The organism is Diaminobutyricimonas aerilata, assembly GCF_002797715.1.
Taxonomy (GTDB): domain Bacteria; phylum Actinomycetota; class Actinomycetes; order Actinomycetales; family Microbacteriaceae; genus Diaminobutyricimonas; species Diaminobutyricimonas aerilata.
On the sequence record NZ_PGFF01000001.1, the window covers coordinates 1,183,894 to 1,204,423 of the forward strand.

A 20,530-nucleotide genomic window follows, 5' to 3' on the forward strand; every position below is an offset into this window, starting at 1 on the left:
GTGCGCATCCGGCCGGCGCGGTTTAGACGGGTTCGGGGGAGCGGGGCTGTGCGGCATGGGTGGCCAGAACCGCGTCGGCCACCACCTCGGCGAGCCGTCCGGTGCGGCGGAACGCCCGGCGCTGGTGGTCTGCTCCGGTGCCGCGGCGCAGGATGCGCTGGACGCCGGCGACCACCGCGGGGCCGTCGCCGATGTCGTCGAGAGCCGGCCGGATGTGTTCGAGCAGCGCGGTGATGACCTCCGCCGCCGGGCGGGCCGATCCGGTCACCGGATGCACGAGCTCACCGCGCACCCCGGAATGGGCGGCGCGCCACGACGCCAGCCGGATCGAGGAGGCGGGCACCGGGTTCGGTGGCAGACCGAGCGCCCCCTCGCGAGCGGCCGTCTCGACGAGGGCCCGGACGAGACCGGCGATGACCGCCGTGTCCGCGGGATCGAGGCACACGTCGGCGACCCGCACTTCGACGGTCGGATGGTTGCGGGAGAGACGCACGTCGAAGTAGAGCATCCCGGCATCCATCGGCACGCCGGTACGGAGGGTGCGCTGCTCGTGCTCGATGTAGTTCTCGATCGTGCCGAAGATGTCGCTCGGACCGGAACACGGCCACTGCGACCAGGCGATCGTGCGGTAGCTGCTGTAGCCGGTGTCCTCCGAGTCGAAGAACGGGGAATTGGTCGACAGTGCCAGCACCGACGGCAGCCAGCTGCGCATCCGGTCGATGACCGCGACGCCCTCCTCGGGAGAGGTCACCGACACGTGCACGTGGAAGCCGCATACGAGGCTCCGTCGTGCGACGAGCCCGAAGCGCTCCATCATCTCGTGGTAGCGGGCCTTCGGGGTCACGTGGGGGCGCACCGGGAGGGGCGAGCTGGCGAGTGCGACCGCGCGAGCGCCCGCGGCGCGCGCTTCGCGGTCGGCGAGAGCGCGAGCGGCGACGATCTCCGCCGCGAGCCCGTCGAGGGTCGAATGCGGCGAGGTGATGGCCTCGAGCATCTCCTGCTGCAGCTCCGCCTCGAGCTGCGGGCCGGGTTCCGGCAGCGCCTCGGCATGATGGCCGAGCGCCTGGCGCGCCACGGCGAGCGGCTCGCCGCTGACCTGATCGACCAGCAGCAGCTCCTCCTCCACCCCGAAAGTGCGCATGGGAGGAGTATGGCTCCGCTGCCCGTCGGCGGGCCAGATGCGCGCCGGCACTGTCAGGGGTCTGCGAGCGATGCGCCGCTATTCCGAGCGGTCGAAGCGGGCGACGATCGGCCGGTGGTCGCTCCCGGCGTCGTCGAAGTCGGTGAGCACCGTGAACGCCCGCGCGCGCCAGGTATCCGTGGCGAACACGTGGTCGATGGGGGTGCCGAGGGGCGCGGGCAGCCACGCCGGCCAGGTGCCCACGCCGGCCATGTTCGTCACCCGCGCGGCGTCGTGGCATCCGGCGAGGTCCCCGCCGTCGGCGAGACCGGCGAGGTGGTCGAGGGTGGCGTTGAAGTCGCCGGCGACGATCGCATCCGGCTGTCGGCACAGCTCGGCGGCCCAGTCGAGATCGGCGCGCCACTCGTCCATACGCGACGGGACCGGGGCGACCGGATGCACGGCCGCGAGCAAGGGACCCTCGCCGGACACCGGCAGGGCGACGACGGAGTGCAGCACGCTCGTGTCACCGAACTGGTCGGTCACGGCGTATTCGCCCAGCTCGACGCTCACCAGCAGCGACGTGGCCCGTGCCTCGAGCTCCTCGTCGCCGCCACCGAGCACGGCCATCTGACGCCCTCCGGCGAGCATCGCCGCGGCGATCTCGTCCGCGGTCGAGCGGGCCGTCTCGGGCAACGTCACCACATCCGCCCCCTGCTCGAGAGCGATCTCGGCGACGGCCTGCGCGCCCGGCTCGCCGCCGAGGGTGTTCCACGACAGCACTGTGAGAGACGCCTCGTCGGCGCTGCGTGCCGGGCCGAACCCACGCGAGGCGAGCACGGCGGCGCTGACGAGCACGAACGCCAGCAGCAGCACCGCGACGGAGCCCGCGAAGCGGCGCACGGTGCGGGAGGCGAGGGCGATCACCACGAAGACGACCAGGAGCACGACGGCGGCGCCGGCCGCGACCGCGCGCAGGGACACGATCTGAGCGACGACGCTCGCCTGTTCCAGACCGAGGAGTTGCGGCCAGGCGGCGATGAACAGGACCGCGGCGAGCGCGAGCAGGGCGAGGGCGGCGAGCAGGCGGGCGATCATGGCTCCGCGAGCCTATCCGGGTCGGCTGTCGATCACCCTGCGTACGATGGGGGGATGCCCGCCGGGATCGATCTGCATCTGCACAGCAGCGTGTCCGACGGTACCGAGACGCCCTCGCAGCTCGTCCGTGCGGCGGCCGCAGCCGGGCTCGGCACGATCGCCCTCACCGACCATGACTCGACGGCCGGATGGCAGGAGGCGTTCGAGGAGGCACCTCGCGCCGGGGTCACGGTGGTGCCCGGCATGGAGTTGAGCACGCAACTCGACTACGCGAGCGTCCACGTGCTCGCGTACCTCTTCGACCCCTCCGATGCGGCGCTCGTGCGTGAGACGGCACGCATCCGGGCCGAACGGCTGGCGCGCGCCGAATCGATGGTGCGTCGCATCTCAGCGGACTACGACCTGGAGTGGGAGGACGTGCTCGCGCAGACCACGCCCGGGGCCACGGTCGGCCGCCCGCACATCGCCGACGCCCTCGTCGCCCGCGGGCACGTGCCCAATCGCTCGGCGGCGTTCGCGAGCATCCTGCACTGGCGCGGCGGGTACTACCGCCCGCACTACGCGCCGGAGCCCGTCCACGGCGTGAAGCTCATCACCGAGGCCGGCGGCGTCGCGGTGATCGCGCATCCGGGAGTACCCGGCGTCCAGCGCGTGCTCGACGACGCGGAATTGCGTCGACTCGTCGACGCGGGTTTGTTCGGCCTCGAGGTCTACCACCGCGACAACCCGCCGCAGGCGCGGGATCGTCTGCTGAAAGCGGCCCGCAAGTACGGGCTCGCCGTCACCGGATCGAGCGACTACCACGGCACGGGCAAGCCGAACCGTCCGGGGGAGAACACGACCGAGCCGGAGGTGCTCGATCGTATCCTCGCCGCCGGAACCGGTTCGGCACCGGTGCTCGGCGCCGCGGCCTAGCGCATCACGCGGGGTTCGTCGCGACGCCGGTCGCCTGCGCCGGCCGGGCGCGCCACGCGACGATGACCGTCGCCACCCCGACCAGCACGACGACCGAGCCGACCACCTCGAACGTCGTGTCGAGGCCGAGCCACCCGACCAGCAGGCCGGCGACCACGGCGGGGACGGACAGGGCGAGGTACGCCACCGTGTAGTACGCGGACATCACCGAGGCCCGGTGGTGGGACGGGATCGTCCCGACGAGGGCGCGCAGACCGCCGAGGAAGCCGATGCCGAAGCCGATGCCGCCGACCGCCGAACCGACGAGGAGGACCGTGCCCGAACCGGTCGCCGTGGCGATTACGACGAGCGACACCCCGGCCGCGAGCGCCACCGACCCCAGCATCGCGAGGAGCCATGGCGGTGTGCGGTGGAAGGCGAGCTGTGCGATCGACGCCGCGGCGGCGAGCGCGATGATCCCGCTGCTGGAGAGCACCACATCGGTCGTGTGGAACAGTCGCGCCCCGAGGGCCGGGCCGAGGCTGAAGTAGAGACCGCCGAGCGACCAGGTGGCGATGACGGTGAGCGCGGCCAGGAGGAACGGACCGCGGATCGCCCGCGGAACATGCGGGCGGGCCACGCGCACCCGGATACCGCGCGCCTGTGCGGCCGGGTGGGGCATCCAGACGACGCCGGCCATCGCGACGGCGAAGAGCACGAGGAGCAGCAGGTACGGCAGCACGCGCGGCGCGCCACCGGACTGTACGAGTTCGGCGGCGCTGAAGATGCCGAGCGCGATACCGGCGGTGCTCGCGACGCCGTTCGCGAGTCCCGCCGCCCACGGATCGCGGCGGGGGTGCAGGTCGAGCAGGGCGGCGCTCGCGGCGCTCACCGCGAGACCGGTCGCGAGGCCCTGGAGTCCGCGGGCCACGAACAGCCAGCCCACCGACGATGCGATGACGTACAGCACCGTGGAGACGAGCAGCGCCCCGAGCGAGACGAGCAGCACGGGTCGACGCCCGACGTCGTCGGAGAGCGACCCGCCGAGGAGCAGGGCCACGAGCACGCCGACCGCGTAGGTCGCGTAGACGAGCGTCAACGTGAACGGTGAGAGATGCCAGCTCGCGCCGTACGAGTGGTAGATCGGCGACGGCGTCACCGAGGCGAACAGCGCGAGACCGATGATCCCTGCGGCGAGGAAGTAGGCGACGGACGGAGGGAGGGTGCGGTGAAGCGCGTTCATGACCGGGCTTTCAGGTGATCGGCGCTCGCCGTGCCGCGGGAGGGGCACGGCGAGCGGTGGGGGAGGGGGACGGACGGTTGTCAGTCGACGGGCGTCAGGTCCGCGCGTTCACGGTTCTTCGGGATGGCGCTCTCGCGTCCGTAGGTCTCGAGGAGGCGCAGCCAGATCTCGTTGACCGTGGGGTAGGCGGGCACGGCGTGCCAGAGGCGATCGAGCGGCACCTCCCCGACGATCGCGACGGTGGCCGCCTGCAGGAGCTCCGCGACGTCCGGGCCGACAAAGGTCGCGCCGAGCACGACCGAGCGGTCCTCGTCCACGACGAGACGGGCCTGGCCGCGGTACCCGTCGGCGTGCAGGCTCGCTCCGGCCACCCAGCCGAGGTCGTAGTCGACCGCGCGCACGCGGTGGCCCGCGGCGATGGCGGCCTCCGCCGTGAGCCCGACGGAGGCGACTTCCGGATCGGTGAAGGTCACCTGGGGCACGGCGCCGTGATCGGCACTCGCCACGTGGGCACCCCAGCGGGCATCGGAGACGTCCCGACCGATGGCTCGCGCGACGATGACGTCCCCCGCGGCGCGAGCCTGGTACTTGCCCTGGTGCGTGAGCAGCGCGCGATGGTTGATGTCGCCCACCGCGTAGAGCCAGTCGAAGCCGGGCACGAGGAGCGTGTCGTCGGTGTCGAGCCACGTGCCGGGTCGCAGCCCGATCGTCTCGAGCCCGATGTCGACCGACCGGGGCGCACGACCCGCCGCGACGAGAAGCTGCTCGGCCTCCACGGTGTCGCCGGCGGAGGTCTCGATCGCGAAACCGTGGTCGGTGCGGGCGACCCGTGACGGTTCCGTCTGCAGGCGGAGGTCGACGCCGTTCTCGCGCAGGGCGGCGGTCACGCGCTCACCCGCAAAGGGCTCCATGCCCGCGAGAAGGGCACCGCGCGAGATCAACGTCACGCGCGTGCCGAACCCGGCGTAGGCGGTGGCCATCTCGGCGGCGACGACTCCGCCGCCGATGATCACGAGACTCGCCGGCACCTCCTTGACGCTCGTCGCGTCCCGACTCGTCCACGGCCGTGCCTCGCGCAGCCCCTCGATGTCGGGGATGTACGCGTCGGAGCCGGTCGCGATGGCGACCGCCTGACGTGCACGGAGCACGACGGTGCCTCCGTCCGGCGTGTGCACGGTCACCTCACGCGTCCCGCTGATCCGTCCGTGGCCGCGCAGCAGGTCGATACCCGCACCCGTGGCCCACGCGACCTGGCCCGCATCCGACCAGTTGTTCGTGAAGGAGTCGCGGCGGGCGAGGACCGCCTGCACGTCGAGGTCGCCCGTGACGGCCTCAGCCGCGCCGCGCACCGCTCGAGCGGCGCGGAGAGCGGCGGCGGAGCGCAGGAGCGCCTTCGAGGGCATGCACGCCCAGTAGGAGCACTCGCCTCCCAGCAGCTCGTGCTCGACGATGACGGCCGTGAGGCCGCCCTGGACGGCCCGATCGGCGACGTTCTCGCCCACGGCGCCACCTCCCAGTACGACGACGTCGTATTCCTCGGTGCGCGTGGTCTCGGTGTTGGTCATGGTGTTCAGTGCTTTCTGCGGGGTGCGGGTGTTGCCGTGGTCGACGCCGTCGGGGGTGCCGGCGGGCGACTGCCGACCGCGTCGTTCTCGCGGCCGGCAGTCGCTCGCAGGGGAGCGATCTCGATCTCTCTGATGAAGAGCTCCTCGTAGATCGACATGGTGGTGATCCTTCTCAGTCGTTCACGCGCTCGGCGTCGCCGGCTCTGCCACCAGCCGGTAGCCGCGGGCGGCGAGGCCTTCGGTCATGTGTGCCGCGTACCACGCGGGCCACTCCTCGTCGTAGACGCCGCCCAGCTCCTCCGCCTCGAATACGCCGTGCGCATCCGCGGCGGCGGTGAGGAGGTCGAGGATCACCTCGTTCGTCACGTTGTCCATCGCTCCTTCTCCTTCGCCGTAGGTGATCAGCGACCGGGGAGGCGGTCGGTGATCTCCTGGAGGAGCCAGCTGTTGCCATCCGGGTCGCTGAAGGTCGCGAACGAGCTGTAGCTCGCACGCTCCGGATGTGCGCCGGGGATGCGGTACTGGGCGCCCTCCCGCACGAACGGGTCGGCCTCGTGGAAAATCTCGGAGATCTCGATGCCACGAGCGGCGATGTCGGCGCGGGCCGCCTCGATGTCGGGCACGGCGGCGAGCAGTCCGCCGACGGGTGCCGCCGAGGCGTTGAGCGTGCCGGTGCCGAAGATGATCGACGCGGATGACCCGGGAGGGGTCAACTGCACGATCCGGTAGCCCTCGTCGATGACGAAGTCCGCATCGAGGCGGAAGTCGAGGCGCTGGTAGAAGGCCTTTGCGCGGTCCACGTCCGTGACGGGGAGGATGACGACTTCGAGCTTGAGTTCCATGATGTCCATTGCTCCTTATTTAGGACCAGGTGATCCTGATGGAGGAGTGAACTGTGCGGACGGCGTACTCTATTCCCGTGACGGCGAAAAAACGTGAAGATGCCTGCGGCATCGCCCGATCGCTCGACGTGGTCGGTGAACGATGGGCGCTCCTGGTCGTGCGCGAACTGGTCTTCGGACCGAAGCGATTCACCGATCTGCGCGCCGGGTTGCGCGGAATCAGCCAGAACGTGTTGAGCCAACGCCTGCGCGACCTCGAGGCGGCCGGGATCGTGCGACGCACTCTCCTCGGCCCCCCGGCGAGCACGCACGCCTACGAGCTCACGGCCGCCGGTCACGCCCTCGAACCGGTGCTCGTCGCGATGGCGCGGTGGGGCGCACTGACCCCGCTCGAGCCCGGATCGGAGATGAGCAACGACGCCTTCGCCCTCGCACTCAAGGCGCTCTTCGTGCCGGGCGCCGACGGCTTCGCCGGCTCCGTGCGGTTGAAGCTCGTGCGCGACGCGTTCGACGTGCGGGTCGAGGGCGAGCACCTCCAGGTCGCCCGCGCCGCCGGCGCCGAACCCGCGGTGACGATCGAGGGCGCGGAATCCGTGATCCGATCCGTCATGTTCGAGCGGCGCGAACTCGACGACGCGCTCGAGTCGGGCGAGCTGCGCATCCAGGGCGACCGCGCCGCGGCTGGCGCGTTCCTGAAGCGCTTCGCACTCCCGACGCTCCCGGTCGATCAGACGGCGTAGCGCGCGCGGCGCCGGCTCCGCCGCCACGACGAGATCGCAGCACTACATATCCAGGCCGGGTCGACCCCGAAGCTCCCGCGTGCCGGAGCATCTGGCGGGTTGTTCGTCTCCGTGACCGTCAGCAGCAACGACGTCGGCCGCGAGGGGGCGATCTCGACCCGAAACGTGCTCCACTCCGGGTCATCGTCGCCAACTCGCGCTCCCAGGCGCGGGACGGAGGTTCGCGCCGCGCACAATCCGCCGTGCCGACGAAAGATGCGCGGCACATGGAAAAGGGGCCGGCGCGAACGCCGACCCCTCCCGTAGACCTGTGCGACTACGCCTGAGGCGCGGCCGGCGCGGCGCCGCCGGACGGGCGGCGACGGCGCGTGCGACGACGGCGGGTCGGGGCGCCGCCATCGTGTGCGCCTCCACCTTCCGCCGAGCGCTCCGCGGTCGCGGCCGGTGCCGAGGCGTCGCCCGAGGAACCCGAACCCGAGCCGGATCCGCCGCGGGTGCGCTGCCGGCTGCGCGAGCGCGCGGGGCGCTCCTCGCCCTCGGCACGCGGCGGCTTCTCCGTGTTGGGCGCCGCGGGGCTCGGCTTGAGCCGGCCCTTGACGCCCGCGGGGATGTCGAGGTCGGTGTAGAGGTGCGGCGACGACGAGTAGGTCTCGACCGGCTCGGGCTGACCGAAGTCGAGCGCCCGGTTGATGAGTGCCCACTTGTGCAGGTCGTCCCAGTCGACGAACGTGACCGCGATGCCCGTCTTTCCCGCACGGCCGGTGCGGCCGGCGCGGTGCAGGTAGGTGTCGTGGTCGTCCGGGATGGTGTGGTTGATCACGTGCGTGACGTCGTTGACGTCGATCCCGCGTGCCGCCACATCCGTCGCGATGAGGATGTCCTTCTTGCCCGCCTTGAACGCGGCCATGGCGCGCTCGCGCTGCTCCTGATTGAGGTCACCGTGGACGGCGGCGGCGTTGAAGCCACGGTCGTTGAGTTCTTCGACGAGCTTCGCCGCGGCGCGCTTCGTGCGGGTGAAGATGACGGTCTTGCCGCGGCCCTCGGCCTGCAGGATGCGCGCGATCACCTCGTCCTTGTCGAGCGAGTGCGCCCGATAGATGACGTGCTTGATGTTCGCCTGCGTCAGTCCCTCGTCCGGGTCCGTGGCGCGGATGTGGATCGGCCGGTTCATGAAGCGGCGCGCGAGGGCGACCACCGGTCCGGGCATCGTGGCGGAGAACAGCATCGTGTGACGCGTCGACGAGGTCTGCGCGAACAGCTTCTCGACGTCGGGCAGGAAGCCGAGGTCGAGCATCTTGTCGGCTTCGTCGAGCACCATGACCTCGACGTTGGTGAGGGAGAGCAGTCGCTGCCCGGCGAGGTCGAGGAGGCGGCCGGGGGTGCCGACCACGATCTGGGCGCCGGCCTTGAGCTGCTCGACCTGGCCTTCGTAGGCCTTGCCGCCGTAGACGGCGACGACCTTCGTGTCGCGGTTGGCGGTGGCGAGCGTGAGGTCCTCGGCGACCTGCACGCACAGTTCGCGCGTGGGGACGACGACGAGCGCCTTGACGCCCGGCTCGGGGTTGAGCCCGAGGCGCTGGATGAGCGGGAGGCCGAATCCGAAGGTCTTGCCGGTGCCGGTTTTGGCCTGACCGATGATGTCCTGGCCCGAGAGGGCGAGGGGGATGGTCTGGCTCTGGATGGGGAACGGTTCGACGATGCCGTGGGAGGCGAGAGCGTCGACCAGGTCCTGGTCGATGTTGAGATCGGAGAAAGTCAAAGGAGAGAAAGCCTGTCTATTGGGATGGCACGGCCATTCTACCGGGGTGGCGCGGGCACGGGGGCGCCGACACCTACACTGGGCTCGTGGTCTCCTGGTTCCGTCGCGCCCGTGAGCGGCTCGACGCTCCGCGTCTGAAGCCGCGCAACGACCAGCGCGCCATGGAACGGGTGGATCTGCACGAGCTCAGCCCGAAGCTGCCCGCCTACCTCGCGCAAGCGGCGTACCTCCAGCTCACCTTCTTCGAGACGCTCGGCCACGTCGTCGCCTCCGCGCCCACGACCGAGGCGAAGATCGCCCTCGCCCGGGTCGCCGACCGCGCGCTCGACAAGCACGAGGCGCTCGTCGCCGAGATCGTACGACGCGGCGACGACCCCGCGAAGGCGATGGAGCCCTTCCGGGCGGGCGTCGACGAGTTCCAGCGCGTGACGCGGGGGAACGACTGGTACGAGAACCTCGTCACGTGTTACGTGACCGCCGGGTTCCTCGACGACTTCTTCGTGCTGCTCGGCGCCGGCTACACCGGTGAGGCCGCCACCCGCTCGGTCGCGGTGTTCCGCCGCCCGTCCGGATCCGAAGACCTCGTCGCGCTCATCCAGGCCGGCATCGACGCGAATCCGCGGCTCGGTTCCCGCCTCGCGATGTGGGGGCGACGACTCGTCGGAGACACGATGCTCGTCGCCCGATCCGCGCTCGTCTTCGGCGCCAATCACGACACCGACGAGGCCCGGATCGAGCCCGTCTTCACCGAACTGATCGCGGCGCACACCCGCCGGATGGATGCGCTCGGCCTGACCGCGTGAGCCCGCTGAAGCGGAGCGGCGTCAGGCCGTCTTGCCGCTCAGGAGGCTCTGCAGCATCCGCTCGTCGTGCTTCTCACGACGGCGCGGCAGCAGCACGGCGAAGGCGAGCGCGGCGGCACCGCCGAGCACGAGGCTGATCGCCCAGATCCAACCGCCGTCGAACGTGAGTCCGAGCCACACCAGCGCGACCCAGACCGCCGCCGTCACCGCCGCCGCGACGGCGGGGATGAGCAGCAGCCCGTACTCGTTGCGTCCCGGCACCACCATCCGCACCAGCAGGCCGATGCCCGCGGCGATCACGGTGACGAAGAGCAGCTCCATGTCAGGCGACGAAGCCGATGCGGCGGGATTCCTCCGCGCCGACCTCGACATAGCCGAGCGATGCGGTCGGCACGATGTAGATGCGACCCTTGTCGTCGCTCAGCTTGAGGTAACGGCTGTCGCTGTCGAGGGCGGCCGCGACCTGCTGTTCGATCTCCGCGGGGCTCTGCGACGTCTCGAACGAGATCTCCCGGGGGCTGTTGGTGATGCCGATGCGAATGTCCACGTCGTCAGAGTACCGGCCCTGCACGCGGGGTTCGGCCACGTTCTCTGAGGGCAGACACGCCGGCGGTCGGCGGATGTCGGCGTGGCCGATTAGCGTGGCTGCGTGGTCATCCGGGGATTCGTCGCGCCGACGCCGCCGGAGCCTCCGGTCGCGCTCGATCCGTCGCAACGAGCCGTGCTCGAACTGCCCGCCGACGCGAGCGCCGTCGTGCTCGGCGCGCCCGGCAGCGGCAAGACGACGACCCTCATCGAGGCCGTCGCACAACGCGTGCTCGAGAAGGGCTGGAGCACCGACGAGCTGCTCGTGCTCGCGCCGTCCCGCGCGACCGCGACGCGGTTGCGTGACCGGCTCGCCCTGCGCTTGGGCGTGCCGACGAGCGGCCCGCTCGCCCGCACGCCGACCTCGTTCGCGTTCCGGATCACCCGCAGCGACGACCTCGGCGACCCGCCGACCCTGCTGACCGGTGGCGAGCAGGACGCGTTCATCCGCGAACTCCTCGAGGGGCACGCCGAGGAAGGAAGCGGCCCTGCCTGGCCCGACCACCTCGGGCCCGACGTGCGCGCGCTGCGCACATTCCGCACCGAGCTGCGGGAACTGCTCATGCGGGCGACGGAGTACGGGGTCGCCCCGCAGCGGCTTGCGGCCCTCGGTCGCGAACACGACCGCCCCGAGTGGGTCGCCGCCGGCGCGTTCGCCCGCGAGTACGCCGCCGTGCTCGCGAACACCGGCGCGGCCTCCCTCGACCCGGCGGAGCTGCTGTCGGCCGCCGCCGCGTCGATCCGCGCGGGCGTCGACCTCGGCCCGCTGCGCCTCGTACTGCTCGACGACGCCCAGGAGGCGACCGAGTCGGTGCTCACGCTCGTGCGGGCGCTCGCCGACCGCGGCGTCGCGGTGCTCGCCTTCGGCGATCCGGATGTCGCGACGAACGGATTCCGCGGCGGCGAGGCGTCCGGCCTCGCGCGCCTCGCCCCTCGCACCCTCACCCTCGACGGCGTGCACCGGCACGGTCCCGCCCTGCGGGCCGCCCTCAGCTCCGTGGTGGCCCGCGTCGGCGCCGCCGCGGCCGGCACCCAGCGTGCCGCCGCCTCCCGCGCCGCCGACCACCCGCATCCGATCGCGGTCGTGGAGGCGCCGACCCCCGCGCGTCAGTACGCCGCGATCGCCCGCCGGTTGCGCGAGGAGCACCTCGAGAACGGATGCGCATGGACCGACATGGTCGTCGTCGTGCGCAGCGGCTCGCGGTTGGCGGAGGTGGCCCGTGCCCTCACCCTCGCCGAGGTGCCTGCGCGCGGCTCCGGCGGCGGTCGCGCCCTGCGTGACGACACCGCCGCGCGCACGCTCCTCACGATCGCCGCGGTCGCCCTCGGGCGCACGGAGCTCGACGAGCAGGTCGCGAGCGAGCTGCTGCTGTCACCGTTCGGCGGGCTCGATCGGCTGGGGTTGCGCACGCTCCGGCTCGCGCTGCGCGCGGAGGAGCTTGCGGGCGGCGGGTCGCGCGCGAGCGGCGAGCTGCTCGTCGAGGCGCTCGGCGACCCGGCCCGGCTCGCGACCATCGACCATCGAGTCGGACGCTCGGCGACCCGCCTGGCCGGCACGCTCCAGGCGGTCGCCGCGCTCGCCGCCCGCGGCGGCACGATCGAGGAGCTGCTCTGGACCGCGTGGGAGCGCAGCCGCCTGGCCGAGCGATGGGGCGAAGAGGCGCTCTCGGCGGGGGTGACCGCGGAGGAGGCGAACCGCAACCTCGACGGGGTGCTCGCCCTGTTCACCTCGGCTCGGCGCTTCGTCGAGCGGCGACCCGAAGACGAACCGCGCGCGTTCGTCGATAGCCTGCTCGACGCGGAGGTGCCCGAAGACCTGCTCACCCCGCAGGCGCGGGAGGACGCGGTGCTCGTCACGACGCCCTCCGGTGTCGTCGGCAGCGAATACCGGATCGTCGTCGTCGCCGACGTGCAGGAGGGCGTATGGCCGAACCTGCGGCTGCGCGGCTCGCTGCTCGGCGCCCAGCAGCTCGTGCGCGTCGTCACCGGCGAGGCGGACGCGCAGCTCGACGAACGCCGGCTCGTGCGCGACGACGAGCTGCGCTTGTTCGCGCTCGCGATCTCGCGTGCCCGCGAGCGGGTCATCGTCGGCGCCGTCGTCAACGACGATGAGGCGCCGAGCGTGCTGTTCGGGCTGCTCCCCCCGGATGTCGAGCGCCTCGACGCGACCGCCGTGCGGCCGCTGTCGTTGCGGGCGACCGTCGGCCGGATGCGGCGCGACCTCACTGCCCCGGGCGTGCCGGCCCCGGTGCGCTCCGCCGCCGCGTCGGGCCTCGCGTTGCTCGCTCGCGAGCAGGTGCCCGGCGCCGCGCCCGAGCAGTGGGGCGGGCTGCTGCCGGTCTCGACCGACGCTCCGCTGTGGGACCTCGACGACCCGGAGGTGCGTGTGCCGGTGTCTCCTTCGTCGATCGATCGTCTCGAGGAGGCGCCGCTGCACTGGTTCGTCGACCGCGTCGCCGGCGACTCCGGGTCGACCGCGCTCACGCTCGGCAACGTGCTGCACTGGGCCCTCGAGACGAGCGAGGCCCCGGATGCCGACTCGCTGTGGGCGCGCGTGCAGGAGCGGTGGGGCGAGCTCGCCTTCGAGTCGCCGTGGGTGGCTGAACGCGAGCAGCGCCTGGCCCGGCGCATGGTCGAGGCGATGGCCGCCTACCTCACCGACACCACCGCATCCGGCAACCGCTTCGTCTCCGCCGAGCAGTCCTTCGAACTCGAGATCGACCGTGCTGTCGTGCGCGGCAAGATCGACCGCGTCGAACAGGCCGCCGACGGTCGCGTCGTGATCATCGACCTCAAGACCGGGCAGGCGAAGAAGGCCGACGGCGACGCGCAGCTCGAGGCCTATCAGGCCGCCTACGCCTCCGGTGTCGTCGAGGGACTCGCCGACGGGCACGCGCCAGGCGGCGCGGCCCTGCTGTTCGTCAAGAAGGGCACGAAGAGCCGGCCCTACACGCTCGCCGTGCAGCCGCCCTTCGGTGACGAAGGGCTCGAGGCCTTCAAGGAGCGCATCACCCGCGCGGCGCGGCTCATCGCCGCGGCCGAATTCGAGGGGCTGCTGGAGCTCGACGAGTTCCGCCCCGGCAACGAGAAGTTCCGCTGGCACATCGTCGGATCGGTGACCGGTGACTGACGCGCTCGAGATCGCGGCGGCCCTCGGCAACCCGCCGCCGACCCCCGAACAGCGGGCCGTGATCGAGGCGCCGCTCGAACCCACCCTCGTCGTCGCCGGCGCGGGCAGCGGCAAGACCGAGACGATGGCCAACCGCGTGCTGTGGCTACTCGCGAACGGTCACGTGCGCGCGGGCGAGGTGCTCGGCCTCACCTTCACGCGCAAGGCGGCGGGGGAGCTGGGCCACCGGCTGCTCGACCGCATCCGCCGCCTCGCCGCCGTCGGACTCGCCCCCGAGTACGACGAGTTCGAGCCGGCCGTCGTCGCGACCTACAACTCGTTCGCGAACACCCTGTACCGCGACAACGCGGCCCTGCTCGGCCGCGAGAACGACGGGGCCGTGCTCTCCGACGCGTCCGCCTGGCAGCTCGCGCGGTCGATCGTCATCCGCAGCGCGCATCCGGCCCTGCGGGAGCTCGACAAGAGCATCGACGTGGTCACGGCCGCCGTGCTGCGGGTGAGCACGGCGCTCGGCGAGAACACCGTCGATCCGGAGCGCGTGCGTGCCTTCACCCGGCAGTTCGCCTCGATCGACGAGCTGCCTCTCGGGCCGCGCGGGGCCGCCTATGAGGACGACATGAACCGGATGCGCGAGGTGCTGCACCTGCCGATGCTGCTCGATCTCGCCGGCGAGTACGCCGATGCGAAGGTGCGCCGCGGACTCGTCGAGTACTCGGACCAGGTCGCCCTCGCGCTGCGCATCCTGGAGACGTTCCCGAAGCTCGGGGAGGAACTGCGGGAGCGGCACAAGGTCGTGCTGCTCGACGAATACCAGGACACGAGCGTCGTGCAGACCCGCCTGCTCGCCGCCGCGTTCCGGGGCCACGCCGTGATGGCCGTCGGTGACCCGCACCAGTCGATCTACGGCTGGCGAGGCGCGAGCGCGGCGAATCTCGAGCAGTTCGGGCACGACTTCGCCGGCGGCAGCGTCCCCGCGTTCTCGCTCTCGACGAGCTGGCGCAACGGCACGCGCATCCTCGACGTCGCCAACACGATCGCCGCGCCGCTGTCGGCGCTGTCCCGCGTGCCCGTCGCGACGCTTCAGCCGGGTCCGCGGGCGAGCGAGCTGCCCGTCGACCTCTCGGTGCAGCAGACCGTCATCGACGAGGCGTCTGCGGTGGCCCGCTGGTTCGCCACGCGCCTGCAGACGCCGCCGGGGGAGCCGCCGCCGTCGGCGGCTCTGCTGCTACGCACACGCAAGACGCTGCCCTTCTTCCTGACCGCCTTGCGCGACGCGGGCATCCCGACGCACGTGCTCGGCGTCGGCGGTCTGCTCGCCGAGCCCGAGATCGCGGATCTCGTCTGCGCGCTCACCGTCGTGCACGATCCCACGGCGGGCTCGCCGCTGCTGCGGCTGCTCGCGGGGTCGCGGTGGCGGCTCGGCGCGAAGGATCTCGCCGCGCTGCGCGACGTCGGCGACTGGCTGCGCGACCGTGACTACGCCCAGCGCTCCTTCGACGACGACGTGCGCGCGGGAATGCGCGCCTCGCTCGCCGACGGCGAGGGGCGCAGCATCGTCGACGCGCTCGACTTCGTCGCCCACGCGCGCGACGATCACCGAGAGCTGACCCGGTTCAGTCCGGTCGGTCTGGAACGGTTGCGCGACGCCGGGCGTCTGTTCCGCCGGCTCCGCGAGCGCGCCGGGCTCGAGCTCGTCGACTTCGTCGGGCACGTGCTGCAGGAACTGCGGCTCGACATCGAAGTCGCGGCGAACGAGGCCCGACCGGTCGGGTCGGCCAACATCGAGGCGCTCTTTGACGCGATCGCGTCGTACGTGGCCATCGACGACGTCGCCACGCTCGGCGGATTCCTCTCCTGGTTGCGCGAGGCGGAGAAACGCGACGACCTGTCGCCGAGGCCGGAGGACCCGGAGCCCGGCACCGTGCAGATCCTCACCGTCCATGGGTCGAAGGGCCTCGAGTGGGACCTCGTCGCCGTGCCGCGGCTCGTCGCCGACGAGTTGCCCTCGAAACCGCTCGAGGGCACGGGCGGATGGGTCGCGTTCGGCGGACTGCCGTACGAGTTCCGCGGCGACGTCGGGGAGCTGCCCGTGTTCGGCTGGCGCGGCGCCCGCGACCGCAAGGAGCTGAAGACCGCTCTCGCGGAATTCAAGGCCGAGGTGGGGGAGCGGTTCGTCCGGGAGGAACGCCGCCTCGCCTACGTCGCGGTCACCCGGGCGCGGCACCGGCTGCTGCTCTCGGCGTCGTACTGGGCGACCCAGACGGCATGGCGGAAGCCGAGTCCGTTCCTGGTCGAACTCGCGGAGGCCGGACTCGTCCCCGCGCTGCCGGAGGGGCCGGAGGAGCTCGAGGAGAACCCGCTCGGCGAGCTCGTGTCGCGGTTCACCTGGCCGCGCGACCCGCTCGGACATCGCCGGCCGCGTGTCGAGGCCGCGGCCACGCAGGTGACGGTCGCCGAGCCCGCCGCCGCGGGACCGTACGCGCGCGACCTGGAACTCCTGCTCGCCGAACGCGCCGCCCGGCTCTCCCGCGCCGACCGGGTCTCGGTGCCGGCGCGCATCCCCGCCTCACGGTTCAAGGACTTCGTCGGCGACCCGGCCGCGATCGCCCGCGAACTGCGGCGGCCGTTGCCGGAGCGCCCGTACCGGGCGACCCGGCTCGGCACGCTCTTCCACGGCTGGGTGGAGGCGCGGGCGACCGGCGCGGCCTCCGGTGACCTCGTCGATGCGTTCGCGCACGAGCTCGACCTCGGCGACGGCGTGGATCGCGACCGGTTCGCCGAGCTGCAGGCGACGTTCGAACGATCGGAGTGGGGGGCGCTCCAACCGATCGAGGTGGAGCGGGAGGTGCACCTCGTGCTCGCCGGGCAGGTCGTCGTGTGCAAGATCGACGCCGTGTTCGAGCGGAACGGGCGCATCGAGATCGTCGACTGGAAGACCGGTCGGGCGCCGACGACCGCCGACGACCTCGCCGCGAAGCGCCTGCAGCTCGCCCTGTACCGGCTCGCCTACGCGCGGTGGCGGGGCATCGATCCGGCGGACGTCGACGCGGTCTTCTACTTCGTCGCCGACGACCGGGTCATCCGCCCCGACCGTCTCGAAGACGAAGAGGAGCTCGTCGCCCGCTGGCGTGCCGCCCTCGTCGCCTGATCGCGGATCCCACCATCACGCCGGTCGAGGAGGCGCGCGGAGCCGCCGTATCGAGACCGCCCGACGCCCGCCGTCCCCGCTGGTCGAGTAGGCGCGCGGAGCCGCCGTATCGAGACCCCCGCGGCGGGCCTCAGCGCTGCAGGTTCCCCGATCGCGTGAGGATCGCCGTCATGAGCGCCTCGACCGGCTCCCGCGCCGCGCTCGGGTTGTCGACGAGGGCGAAATCGATGTCGCCGAGGGCCGGCAGCCCGAGCGATTCGCCGACCGCGGCGAGGTCGCCGGGGATGAGCGTCTGCGGCAGCACGACGATGCCGATGCCGGCCCGTGCGGCGGCGAGTGCGCCGTTGACCTCGCGCACGTTGCAGGTGATGCGCCACGTGCGGCCCGCCTCCTCAAGGGCGGCGATCGCCGCGGTACGACTGAGGCTCGGCGACGGGTAGGCGATGAGCGGAACCGGCGCGGTGCCATCGAGGTTCATGTCCCGGTGCGCGACCCACGCCATCCGATCGCGACGCACGAGCCTGCCCGCGGTGTCGCCGGCCTCCCGCTTGACGAACACGAGGTCGAGCTGTCCCGCCTGCAACCGCCGGGTCAACGTGCCGCTCTGCGACACCGTCAACTCGAGGTTGATCTGCGGATACAGCTGTCGGAAGTCGCGCAGGATCTGCGGCAACTGGGTGAGGGCGAGGTCGTCGGCCGAGCCGAAGCGGAGCCGTCCGCGCATCGCCGATCCGGTGAAGTAGCTCGCCGCCTGATCGTGGGCGGCGAGGATGCTGCGCGCGAAGCCGAGCATCGCCTCGCCGTTGTCCGTGAGACCAACGGCCCGGGTGTCACGAGCGACGAGAACGCGACCGGCGGCGTGTTCGAGTCGGCGGATCTGCTGACTGACCGTCGGCTGACTGAGCTGCAGACGCGTGGCGGCGTGCGTGAAACTGCGGGTCTCCGCGAGCGCGACGAACGTGCGCAGCAGGGCGGGGTCGAACAAGCGTCGTCCTCCTCGTATTGGCTTCACCAATCCTAGTTATAGGTGGGATTATTTCCGGCAATGAACGCGTTCACCCTAAGTTGGAACTGCTGCCACGAAACCGATTACACGCGTTCAGGAACTGATTTTGTCGTTATCTCCGACGGACCCCGCCGCCGTCACCGCTCCGCTGCCCGTCCTCAACGAACGTCCGAAATGGCGTGACACGTTCGACGCCCTCCGTTCGTACAACTACCGCCTGTACGTCACCGCCCAGCTCGTCGCGAACACGACCGGGTGGATGCAGCGCATCGCGACCGACTGGCTCGTGCTCGAGCTGACCGGCAACGTCGCGCTCGTCGGCCTCACGATCGCCCTGCAGTTCCTGCCCATGCTGCTCCTGGGTGCGGTCGGCGGCGTCGTCGCCGACCGTGTCTCGAAGCGGCACATGATCCTCGCAATTCAGACGGTGGTGGCGCTGTTGAGCGGGCTCCTCGCCATCCTCGCGATCACCGGGACCGTCGAGCTGTGGCACGTGTACGTCATCGTCTTCGTGATCGGTCTGCTGCAGGTCTTCGACGGACCGGCGCGCAGCGTCTTCGTCAACGAGCTCGTCGGCCATTCGCGCCTGCGCAATGCGATCAGTCTCAACGCATCGATCTTCCACCTCGGCGGACTGCTCGGACCGGCCGTCAGCGGTGTACTCATCGTCGTGGTCGGTGCCGGGTGGGCGATCGCCATCAACGCCGCCGCCGCCGTGATCACGATCACGTCGCTGCTGCTCATGCGCACCTCCGAGCTGCGCATCGCGCCGCGCGTCCCCGGGAAGCCCGGGCAGGTGCGCGAGGCGGTGCGGTACATCCGGTCGAAGCCGACCATCTACTGGCCCCTGACGATGCTCGCCTTCGTCTCGGTGTTCGGGATGTCGCTACCGTCGCTGCTCGCCGGCATGGCCGACCGGGTCTACTACACGGGCGCGACCGGATACGGGCTCTACAACTCCCTCGTCGCGGTCGGCGCACTGACCGGAGCGCTGCTGTCGACCCGGCGGATGAACCTGCGACTGCGCTCGATCGTGATCGCCGCGTTCTGTTACGGCGCCCTGCAGATGACCGCGGGTCTCGTGCCGCTCGTCGCTGTGTTCCTCCCGCTGCTGATCGGCGTGGGCATGGCACGACTGCTCTTCGCGACTGCGGCGGAGTCGATGACGCAGCTCTCGACGAACCTCGCCATCCGCGGGCGGGTGATGTCGTTCTACATCCTCGTGCTCGTGGGCGGGCAGGCGATCGGCGGTCCGCTGCTCGGTTGGCTCGCCGAGCACTACGGACCGCGCCTCGCCCTCGTCATCTCCGGTGCCGTGCCGGCCGTCGCGGCGATCGTCATCGGGCTGGTGCTGGCCCGCTCGGGTCAGTTGACGTTGCGGGTGGAGCTGCACCGTCGCGGGTTCGTGCGCATCGTTCCGCGCAAGCGGCGGGCGAACCGCCCGGCGGATGACCGCACCCCGCGTCGCCCGTTCCGTCGCGGCCGCGGCACCTCGCGCCCGGTCGCGTCGCCCGGCGCGTTGTCCCGCCAATAGGAGCGGTTCAGCCGGCGGCGCGCTCCGAGCGCTGCAGCAGCGACTCGACCTCGTCGACCGTCGCGGTCGGCATGGTGGCGGGTCCGATCGGGTTCATGATGTCGCTGTGCACGCGGTCGGCGAGCGCCGAGAGCAGGTTCACGGCATCGTCGACGATCTCGGTGCTGCGGGTCTGGGTGCCGTGCAGCAGCCACTTCACGAGCTCGAGTTCGGCGTAGAGGGTGGCGCGCTGGCGCACCTGCCGGTCGATGCTGCCGCGCACCCGGGTGTAGGCCTCGAGCGCGTTCTCGGCCACCCATTCGCCGCGGGCACCGAACAGCCAGGCGAGGTCGCGGGCCGGGTCGCCCACGCGCAACTCCTGCCATCCGAGCACACCTGTGACCTGATCGCGCTCACTGAGGATGGAGGAAGCGCTCAGCGCGCCGTTGATGACGGTCGGCTGGAACTGCCAGATCGTCGACTCCTCGGTCGCGTGCTCCCACCGGGAGATGAGGGCGGACGGGACCAGTCCGGTCGCCGTCGCGCGGTCGATGAGGCTCACCGACGCGCGCAGGCACTCGATCGCGCCGAGGGAGGGGAGTCCGGCGTCGGCGACGAAGCTCGTCGGCAGTCCGTGGATGGCGGCGACGGCGCGTCCGATGGAGGCGGCGAGTTCGGGCGTGATGGTGTTCAGCCCGGTCTTGCCTCCGGGGAGGAAGTCGTACACGATGCCGCGCGTCTCGCCCACGGGCACCTGGCCGAGCGGGTTGGTGACGGCGAAGGGCAGGCGGGTGCGGATACCGGCGCTCAGGGCGCGAAGGGCCACGAGGTCGGCGGACTGCTCCGACTCGCTCGCGGCTGTGCGGGGCACGCGGATGATGAGTCGGCGACCGTCACGCGCGGTGATGAGGGCCGAGTCGACGGACCCCCCGGTGCCGCCGTATCCGGACGCGGCCACCACGTCGAGGTCCGCGACGGCGGCTGTCGCCAGCGCGGCTAGAGTGAGAGGGGTTCTGGCCATGCCGACAGGGTAGGTCGGGGTTCGGCGCCGGGGCCGCACGCCACGCACACTCGGACTCGATTG

The 20,530-nt window shown here is 71.7% G+C and carries 17 protein-coding genes; 6 read left to right on the forward strand and 11 right to left on the reverse strand.

The window, feature by feature from the left end; genetic code table 11:
* Nucleotides 1-22: 22 nt before the first annotated feature.
* Together CLV46_RS05720 and CLV46_RS05725 are read right to left on the reverse strand one after the other, a co-directional pair.
* Nucleotides 23-1,141, reverse strand: a complete 1,119-nt coding sequence (locus CLV46_RS05720) for a carboxylate-amine ligase (protein WP_157802239.1) — start codon at nt 1,139-1,141, stop codon at nt 23-25.
* A 78-nt stretch (nt 1,142-1,219) separates the two neighbouring features.
* Nucleotides 1,220-2,218 (reverse strand): endonuclease/exonuclease/phosphatase family protein, encoded by a 999-nt coding sequence (locus tag CLV46_RS05725; RefSeq protein ID WP_100363889.1) that lies wholly within the window; start codon nt 2,216-2,218, stop codon nt 1,220-1,222.
* Nucleotides 2,219-2,272: 54 nt separating this feature from the next.
* Here CLV46_RS05725 and CLV46_RS05730 point away from each other — a divergent pair, with 54 nt between their 5' ends.
* Complete coding sequence (locus CLV46_RS05730; RefSeq protein WP_100363890.1) at nt 2,273-3,133, forward strand: PHP domain-containing protein; 861 nt, start codon at nt 2,273-2,275, stop codon at nt 3,131-3,133.
* Between the two features lie 4 nt (nt 3,134-3,137).
* Here the strand turns inward: CLV46_RS05730 and CLV46_RS05735 are convergent, their stop codons facing one another.
* The 4 genes from CLV46_RS05735 to CLV46_RS05750 all read right to left on the reverse strand — a co-directional run bounded on the left by CLV46_RS05735 (nt 3,138) and on the right by CLV46_RS05750 (nt 6,771).
* Entirely contained in the window at nt 3,138-4,355 is a 1,218-nt protein-coding gene (locus CLV46_RS05735) for an MFS transporter (protein WP_100363891.1), read from the reverse strand.
* Between the two features lie 80 nt (nt 4,356-4,435).
* A complete protein-coding gene (locus tag CLV46_RS05740; RefSeq protein WP_100363892.1) occupies nt 4,436-5,920 on the reverse strand; it encodes a dihydrolipoyl dehydrogenase family protein in 1,485 nt (494 codons plus the stop codon).
* 180 nt (nt 5,921-6,100) lie between these two features.
* Nucleotides 6,101-6,295 (reverse strand): hypothetical protein, encoded by a 195-nt coding sequence (locus tag CLV46_RS05745; RefSeq protein ID WP_100363893.1) that lies wholly within the window; start codon nt 6,293-6,295, stop codon nt 6,101-6,103.
* Nucleotides 6,296-6,321: 26 nt separating this feature from the next.
* Complete coding sequence (locus tag CLV46_RS05750; protein ID WP_342746101.1) at nt 6,322-6,771, reverse strand: VOC family protein; 450 nt, start codon at nt 6,769-6,771, stop codon at nt 6,322-6,324.
* A gap of 68 nt (nt 6,772-6,839) precedes the next feature.
* Here CLV46_RS05750 and CLV46_RS05755 point away from each other — a divergent pair, with 68 nt between their 5' ends.
* Complete coding sequence (locus CLV46_RS05755) at nt 6,840-7,502, forward strand: winged helix-turn-helix transcriptional regulator (protein WP_100363894.1); 663 nt, start codon at nt 6,840-6,842, stop codon at nt 7,500-7,502.
* A 316-nt stretch (nt 7,503-7,818) separates the two neighbouring features.
* Here CLV46_RS05755 and CLV46_RS05760 read toward each other — a convergent pair whose 3' ends face one another.
* Entirely contained in the window at nt 7,819-9,261 is a 1,443-nt protein-coding gene (locus CLV46_RS05760; protein ID WP_100363895.1) for a DEAD/DEAH box helicase, read from the reverse strand.
* A gap of 86 nt (nt 9,262-9,347) precedes the next feature.
* On the opposite strand from CLV46_RS05760, the gene CLV46_RS05765 reads away from it, so the two are divergent.
* Entirely contained in the window at nt 9,348-10,064 is a 717-nt protein-coding gene (locus tag CLV46_RS05765) for a ferritin-like fold-containing protein (RefSeq protein WP_100363896.1), read from the forward strand.
* Between the two features lie 21 nt (nt 10,065-10,085).
* Here CLV46_RS05765 and CLV46_RS05770 read toward each other — a convergent pair whose 3' ends face one another.
* Together CLV46_RS05770 and CLV46_RS05775 are read right to left on the reverse strand one after the other, a co-directional pair.
* Nucleotides 10,086-10,385, reverse strand: a complete 300-nt coding sequence (locus CLV46_RS05770; protein ID WP_100363897.1) for a hypothetical protein — start codon at nt 10,383-10,385, stop codon at nt 10,086-10,088.
* Between the two features lies 1 nt (nt 10,386).
* Entirely contained in the window at nt 10,387-10,611 is a 225-nt protein-coding gene (locus CLV46_RS05775; protein WP_100365916.1) for a DUF3107 domain-containing protein, read from the reverse strand.
* Between the two features lie 102 nt (nt 10,612-10,713).
* Between CLV46_RS05775 and CLV46_RS05780 the strand changes: the two genes are divergently transcribed.
* Both CLV46_RS05780 and CLV46_RS05785 read left to right on the forward strand, forming a co-directional pair.
* Nucleotides 10,714-13,779 carry an ATP-dependent DNA helicase gene (locus tag CLV46_RS05780; protein WP_100363898.1) on the forward strand — a complete coding sequence of 1,022 codons (3,066 nt, stop codon included), beginning with the start codon at nt 10,714-10,716 and terminating at the stop codon, nt 13,777-13,779.
* Complete coding sequence (locus CLV46_RS05785; protein WP_100363899.1) at nt 13,772-16,927, forward strand: ATP-dependent helicase; 3,156 nt, start codon at nt 13,772-13,774, stop codon at nt 16,925-16,927. The genes CLV46_RS05780 and CLV46_RS05785 overlap by 8 nt, the downstream gene beginning before the upstream one ends.
* 130 nt (nt 16,928-17,057) lie before the next feature.
* Here the strand turns inward: CLV46_RS05785 and CLV46_RS05790 are convergent, their stop codons facing one another.
* Nucleotides 17,058-17,912: a LysR substrate-binding domain-containing protein gene (locus tag CLV46_RS05790; RefSeq protein ID WP_100363900.1), complete on the reverse strand. Its 855-nt coding sequence runs from the start codon at nt 17,910-17,912 to the stop codon at nt 17,058-17,060.
* A gap of 127 nt (nt 17,913-18,039) precedes the next feature.
* Between CLV46_RS05790 and CLV46_RS05795 the strand changes: the two genes are divergently transcribed.
* The gene (locus CLV46_RS05795; protein WP_245866565.1) at nt 18,040-19,467 is read left to right on the forward strand and encodes an MFS transporter; all 1,428 of its coding nucleotides are present in this window, start codon (nt 18,040-18,042) and stop codon (nt 19,465-19,467) included.
* A gap of 7 nt (nt 19,468-19,474) precedes the next feature.
* Here CLV46_RS05795 and CLV46_RS05800 read toward each other — a convergent pair whose 3' ends face one another.
* On the reverse strand, nt 19,475-20,467 hold the full coding sequence (locus CLV46_RS05800) for a phosphotransferase (RefSeq protein ID WP_100363902.1): 993 nt from the start codon (nt 20,465-20,467) through the stop codon (nt 19,475-19,477).
* Between the last annotated feature and the right edge of the window lie 63 nt (nt 20,468-20,530).